The following is a 6,000-nucleotide window of genomic DNA, read 5'->3' as shown; positions in this document are numbered from 1 at the left end:
ATAGGCGAACGGCCTCATCCTCAAATTCCTTCGTGAACCGCTTCTGTGGCATGCCCAGAAAACTCCTCTCTCAGTGTATCAGGAGCTCTCCACTTTTTCAGCGCAAGTCCACCAACACCATGCACCGCATGGCAGGCGACGTGCAGGCGGCCATCGATATCCCGCTGCTGCACATCGCCGACCCGACCGCCGCGCGCATCCGGGCGGACGGGCTGCGCCGGGTGGCGCTGCTGGGCACCGCCTTTACGATGGAGCAGGATTTCTACAGGGGGCGCCTGACGGAGCGGCACGGCCTGGACGTGCTTGTTCCGGACGCGGACGATCGGCGGACCGTCCATCGGGTGATCTATGAGGAACTGGTGCGGGGACGTGTCCTGCCGGACTCGCGCCGCGCCTATCGCACCGTCATCGAATGGCTGCGGCGCCGTGGGGCGCGGGCGATCATTCTGGGCTGCACGGAAATCATGCTGCTGATCGGCCCGGATGACAGCCCGGTGCCGCTCTATGACACCATCGCGCTCCATGCCGAGGCGGCCGTGACGATGAGTCTGGGGCAAACCTTTCCCGATGAAGGATGACCGGGCGAGATCGGCTCTGAAATCGCGTCCGCGGAGCCCGATCCGCATGATTGCGGCAGGGCGGGGCTGATTCCCGATCGCACATGCCGCCTTTTGAGAACAAGGCACATTGCGACGACTATCAGGGCGGGCTCCTCGTAGCCTGCCTGCGCCTGACGATTTCTTTACCGGCATACCGTCCCCGATCGATCACGACGCTCTGTCCCGTGGCGAAACGCTGCTGCATCAGGAACAGACAGGCGGCGGCCAGAGCGTTTGGCTCGCCGACCGTGGCGGCCCATTTACAGGAAAGACATCATGCGCCAACGCCTGCCCCTGACGGCCATGGAAGCATTCTGCGCGGTCGCGCGGCATCTCAGCTTTCGCGGCGCCGCCGAGGCTATCGGCGTTTCTCAAAGCGCGCTTTCCCGCCATGTCCAGAATCTTGAACGGGATCTGGGCGTGCCTCTGTTCGCGCGACGCGGGAACACCATCGCGCTGACGGAAAAGGGGCGCCTGCTTTTTGCGAAAGCAGAGCAGGCTTTCCAATGGCTGCACGAGGGTCTTTCCCAGGTCGCGGAACGCGCGGCGGCCCCACTGCGTGTCAGCGTCCTGCCTTCGCTGGCCGCGTCATGGCTTGCGCCTCGTCTGCCTGGCTTCATGACGGCGCATCGGGATATCGCCGTCGAACTCGTGCCGGACTACCACCTCGCCGACCTCGATGCCGGATCGACCGACCTGGCCCTGCGTTACGGGACAGGGCCGTGGCGGGGAACGTGGTCCCGCATGTTCATGCGTGAGGAACTGGCCCCCGTCGCGGCTCCGGCCGCGTGGCAAGACAGCGCGGAGGGGGAGTGGATATTTGCGGGCAGGACGGTATTTGGCGCGGCGCGACCTTTCGAATGGGATCGACTGCTCGACGCGCTCGGTGTTTCTTCCAGGCCCGCCGTCATGTCGCTGAACGACTATAACGTGGTCATCAGCGCGACCCTGGCGGGCCAGGGGATCATGGTCGGCAGACGCTCCCTGCTCCAGTCTCATTTCGACGACGGACGCCTGGTGCGTGTTCGCACGCCCTGGATGGATTGCGGAACCGCCTATCATGTCGTCACCCGGCCCGGACGCCAGCATGAACGCGCGATCGGCGCCTTCATTGCCTGGCTCGCGTCCGAGGGAGCCGCCACAAACGCTCTGTGGCACACCGACCGACTGTCTCAGGTGATGACCTGACATCATCAACCCCATCAAAGGAGCATTGGCGCCCTCGGTGCGCCGGCAGGTAATTTTCCTGTCGGGAAAGGAGGGACATGGAATGGATCTTCAGATTTCAGGCCGCACGGCCATCGTCATGGGCGCCAGCAGCGGCCTCGGATTCGGGATTGCCCGTGCCCTCGCCAGGGAAGGCGTGCATGTCGGCCTGCTCGCGCGCGACCCGTCGCGCCTGGACACGGCGGCGGCCAGGCTCCGTGACGTTTCGTCGACGCGGATATCGTGCATCGTAGCCGATCTGGCATCGCAGGACGCGGTTCATGCGGCGATCGGCGCCATACAAGACGAGATCGGTGTGCCCGATATCCTGGTCGGCAATGGCGGTGGGCCGCCGCCGGGTTCGGCCGCCGACTTCGATGCCGCGCTCTGGGAGGCCCAGGCGCGGGCGATGCTGCTGCCCGTGATGACCATGACCGACGCCTTCCTGCCGGCCATGCGCGCGAACGGTTTCGGACGCATCATCATGGTTTCGTCCACCAGCGTCGTCGAACCGATCGCGGGTCTGGTACTCTCCAACGCCTTGAGAGCGGCGCTTGCCAACTGGGGCCGTACCCTGGCGCGGGAGGTCGCGCGAGACGGTGTCACGGTCAATACGGTGATGCCCGGCCGCTTCGATACGGCTCGGGTCCAGACGCTCCACCAGTCGCGCGCGGACGCCGAAGGTCGCTCCGCCGAGGAGATTCGGCGACGGGATCTCGAAACCATACCGGCAGGCCGCTATGGGACGCCCGAGGAATTCGGGGCCGTCGCCGCCTTTCTCGCCAGCCCTCTGGCCTCGTACGTGACGGGTGCGCTCATCCCTGTCGATGGCGGATTGCTGCACGGTCACTGAACGCATTTTGCCATGCCACCTGTCATCTCCAGTATGATGCGCCTCTCACCTCGGACATCGCCGGCTTCGCGCGGCCTGTATCCGACTGGGTTCGTCGATCGGCCTCGACCCGTGCTCTTCCGGGAGATGTGGTCGCGGCGGTCGCCTGTGCGCGTCGTGCGCCCGGGCAGATCGCCACGCTGATCTTGCCCGCCGATACCGCCTGGTCTCCGGCCGAGCGGATCGGCCTGCCCGTTTCCGAGCCGTTGCCCGCGACGAGCGCCGAAAGCACGCTCGAACGCGTCGCCAGCCTTCTACGTGGCCCCGGCCGGTCGGCGATGCTCCTGCGTGGCGATGTTCTGCACGGACATGGTCTCCAGCGGGCGGCGCGTATCGCGGCACGAACGGGGGCGATGCTGTTCTGTGATACCTTCGCGCCCCGGATTCGTCGGGGAGGGGATCATCCCGTCATCGAGCGACTGCATTACCGGGGCGACGAGGTCATCCGGCAACTGGCGGCGGCGATCTCGATTGGACCGCCCTTGCGACAGGAATGGGCGTCGCCGCGGAACGTGTCGCCACGCTGGGCGCGTTCAGGGACACGTTCGGTCGGGCCATGCGGACGGGTGGCCCCGTCCTGATCGAAGCCGTGCTTGCATGAGTACCCCATGGCACAAGGCAACGACATCCGGTGCTGGCCGGGATATGAAGGAGACTTGCCGCCCATAGAGCCATGCTTGCCTTGAAAGCCACGCCCAACCCATGCCCTCCTCTGTGTTTGCTCTCCTGATGGGCGCCGCGGCGCTGCATGCGTTTTGGAATGCCTTGATTCGCGGGGCGGAGGATCGCGTTGCCACCACGATCGCGGTGGCGGGCGGCGCGGCGTTCGTCGCGGTGGTCGTGCTGCCTTTCATGGACCAGCCGGCGCGTGCGAGCTGGCCGTTTCTCGTTTTATCGACTGTTATCCACATCATTTCCTATTTATTGACGGCGCGCGCCTACCACGAGGCGGATATGACGCAGGTTTATCCGTTGATGCGCGGAGCGGCGCCGTTGATGACCGCCTTCGCCGCCGTCCTGTGGCTGCGCGAGACCGTTCCGACCATGGCGTGGGTGGGCATTGCCGTCATCAGTTGTGGCATCGGCAGCCTCGTTCTGGCGCGTCATCACAATTGGAGCGGCAAGGGCGTGATTTATGCATTGGTCAATGCCCTGGCGATCGCGGGATATTCGATCATAGACGGACAAGGCGTGCGTGCCGCCCAGGCACCGGCGGGCTATGTGTTGTGGGTCTTTTTACTGACTGGCACGGCAATGTTGGCCTGGAACCTGGCACTGGGTCGACACGCATTCGCGGTACGTCTCGCGCACCATGCATGGCGCGGCGTATCAGGCGGCGCGGGGAGTGTCTGCTCCTACGGAATCGCGCTCTGGGCCATGACGCGCGTTTCCATCGCCGTCGTTTCGGCGACGCGGGAATGTTCGATCGTGTTCGGCACGCTGATCGCTGTGATTTTTCTGGGCGAGCGTGTGAGCGTGCGGCGTGTCGTTGCCACGCTTTGTATCGTGCTGGGCACCGCGCTTCTCCGCCTGTCCTGAAGCGCGGTTTCATCGCGGCATGGCGCGCGTCGCGAAACGGCCGGACGACGCCCCGACATGACGACCTCATTCCCTCGTGCGCACGAGAATCTTCCTGCCTGTGATGCGTCCGTGCTTCAGAGCGGAGAGGCTGGCCGGGAGGTCGTCGAAGGCGGTGACGATATGCTGCTGGAGATCGAGGGCGCCGGTGCGGACCGCATCGAGCAGGTTGGCTCCGGCCCTGCGCCAGTCTCGCCAGTCTTCGGCCGTCGCATGGGCGTGGGCGCTGTTCAGCGCGACCTCGTGCAGGGACAGCGCCGTCGTGAAGGGCGGCATGGGCGATGCGTCCAGCCGGTCCTGGATGCAGACCAGATGACCGTTATACCCCAGGAGAGGCGCCAGGCCGCGTGCATACGCCGCATTCGTGGTATCGAACGCCGCGAAAAGGCGACGCGGCCCGAGCGCCGCGCCCAACTGGTCCCGCCAATCCTCGGTGCGATAATCGAACGTTCCGGCGATGCCCAGCGCCAGCAGCCGGTCGCGATGGGCGGGCGATGCCGTTACCCAGACACGCCAGTTCCGGCGGGATGCCAGTTGCGCCAGGATCAGCGACACCGCGCCGCCTGCCCCCGTCACCAGCACGTCCCGGTTCGGAATGTCCGGCACCTTGGCCAGGGCCTGCCACGCCGTCAGCCCCGGACAGGGGATTCCGGCGGCGCTCTCGTCGCCGACGCCGTCGGGCACGAGCTGGACGCACGCGATGTCCACGGTCGTATAGTCCGCGAAGCTGCCCGGTTTGCCGAGGGCCTGATGATATGCGACCCGCGTTCCGATGGGAAGGCTCACGCCGTCGCCCACGGCCGTGACGATGCCGACGCCATCCACGCCGGGTACGTGCCCCGGCTTCCAGCCGTCGGGGGGCGCGGCGATGACTTTCCAGTCAACGGGGTTGAGCGCGATCATGGTATTCCGCACCACGATCTCGCCCGGTCCTGGCGACACGATGGGCGGCTTACCCGGTTGAAGCTGTTCGGGCTCGCCCGGCGCGTGCCAGGTCCAGGCGCGGCATGCGGTTGCGGAGGCATTCATCACCGATCTTCCTTCTTGCGCTGGAAAAAACGACATCCGGATCGCGCCACATCGCGCGCAGATCGTCGAAATCGGTCGGCTGATGGAGCGAGAGACGCCATCTCTCGGTTTCGATCACGCTGGTTTCCCTTCCGGATCGGCAACACGCAGGGCGCGTTCCACGGCATGGCGGAGGGGCGCCATGTTACCCTCGGTCGTGATCCAGAGCGTTGCCCCTTCGAGTTGCGCGAGGGTGTCCGCCGCGACGGACGCGGGTTCGGAAACCTTCCCGGCATCCAGAATCCCGGCCATCGCATCGCGCAATCGCACGAAAAACGCCCGCACCGCGTCCTGCGCGTCCGGTGTCCGCGCCGTCACGCCATAAGCGAGGTGCAGCCCCACGCAGCGCTCTCGTGTCTCGAACGTCTTTGCAATCCGCCCGATCAGCGTTCGCCAGGCTCCACGCCAGTCCGTCGCGGGATCCGGAAGATCGGCCAGCGCGTCGTCGAGCGTCATGGCCAGTACCGCGCGCACCAGCGATTCCTTCGACGCAAAGCGCGTGTAGAGACTCTGCGGACGCAGGCCCACGCGATCGGCCAGATCGCGCATGGATGCGCCCTCGTAGCCGCGATCGCGAAACAGCTCGCGCGCTTCGGCAACGATCCGGTGGATGGAAACCGTTTCCCTCATTCCGTCTTTGACTCACGAACGATCGTT

Annotated in this window: 7 protein-coding genes; 5 read left to right on the top strand and 2 right to left on the bottom strand. The window is 65.7% G+C overall.

All coding sequences use genetic code 11. The features are described 5' to 3' along the window. The first annotated feature begins 50 nt into the window (after positions 1-50). From HLH48_RS19520 to HLH48_RS19500, 5 genes are all read left to right on the top strand, one after another. A complete protein-coding gene (locus HLH48_RS19520; RefSeq protein WP_343065451.1) occupies positions 51-578 on the top strand; it encodes an aspartate/glutamate racemase family protein in 528 nt (175 codons plus the stop codon). Positions 579-875: 297 nt separating this feature from the next. Beyond that, positions 876-1,787, top strand: coding sequence for a LysR substrate-binding domain-containing protein (locus tag HLH48_RS19515; RefSeq protein ID WP_182999150.1), 912 nt, complete (start codon positions 876-878; stop codon positions 1,785-1,787). A gap of 82 nt (positions 1,788-1,869) precedes the next feature. After that, positions 1,870-2,658 (top strand): SDR family oxidoreductase, encoded by a 789-nt coding sequence (locus HLH48_RS19510; RefSeq protein ID WP_182999149.1) that lies wholly within the window; start codon positions 1,870-1,872, stop codon positions 2,656-2,658. A 128-nt stretch (positions 2,659-2,786) separates the two neighbouring features. After that, positions 2,787-3,278 carry a hypothetical protein gene (locus HLH48_RS19505; RefSeq protein WP_182999148.1) on the top strand — a complete coding sequence of 164 codons (492 nt, stop codon included), beginning with the start codon at positions 2,787-2,789 and terminating at the stop codon, positions 3,276-3,278. 148 nt (positions 3,279-3,426) lie between these two features. After that, positions 3,427-4,236: an SMR family transporter gene (locus HLH48_RS19500; protein WP_182999147.1), complete on the top strand. Its 810-nt coding sequence runs from the start codon at positions 3,427-3,429 to the stop codon at positions 4,234-4,236. Between the two features lie 66 nt (positions 4,237-4,302). Here HLH48_RS19500 and HLH48_RS19495 read toward each other — a convergent pair whose 3' ends face one another. Further along, positions 4,303-5,304: a zinc-binding dehydrogenase gene (locus HLH48_RS19495; RefSeq protein ID WP_182999146.1), complete on the bottom strand. Its 1,002-nt coding sequence runs from the start codon at positions 5,302-5,304 to the stop codon at positions 4,303-4,305. Between the two features lie 114 nt (positions 5,305-5,418). Further along, positions 5,419-5,973, bottom strand: coding sequence for a TetR/AcrR family transcriptional regulator (locus HLH48_RS19490; protein WP_182999145.1), 555 nt, complete (start codon positions 5,971-5,973; stop codon positions 5,419-5,421). Between the last annotated feature and the right edge of the window lie 27 nt (positions 5,974-6,000).

Origin of the sequence: Gluconacetobacter sacchari (genome assembly GCF_014174255.1) — a bacterium.
GTDB lineage: Bacteria > Pseudomonadota > Alphaproteobacteria > Acetobacterales > Acetobacteraceae > Gluconacetobacter > Gluconacetobacter sacchari.
The sequence above is the reverse complement of the archived record's forward strand: the minus strand, read 5'-3'. Positions and strand labels throughout refer to the sequence as shown.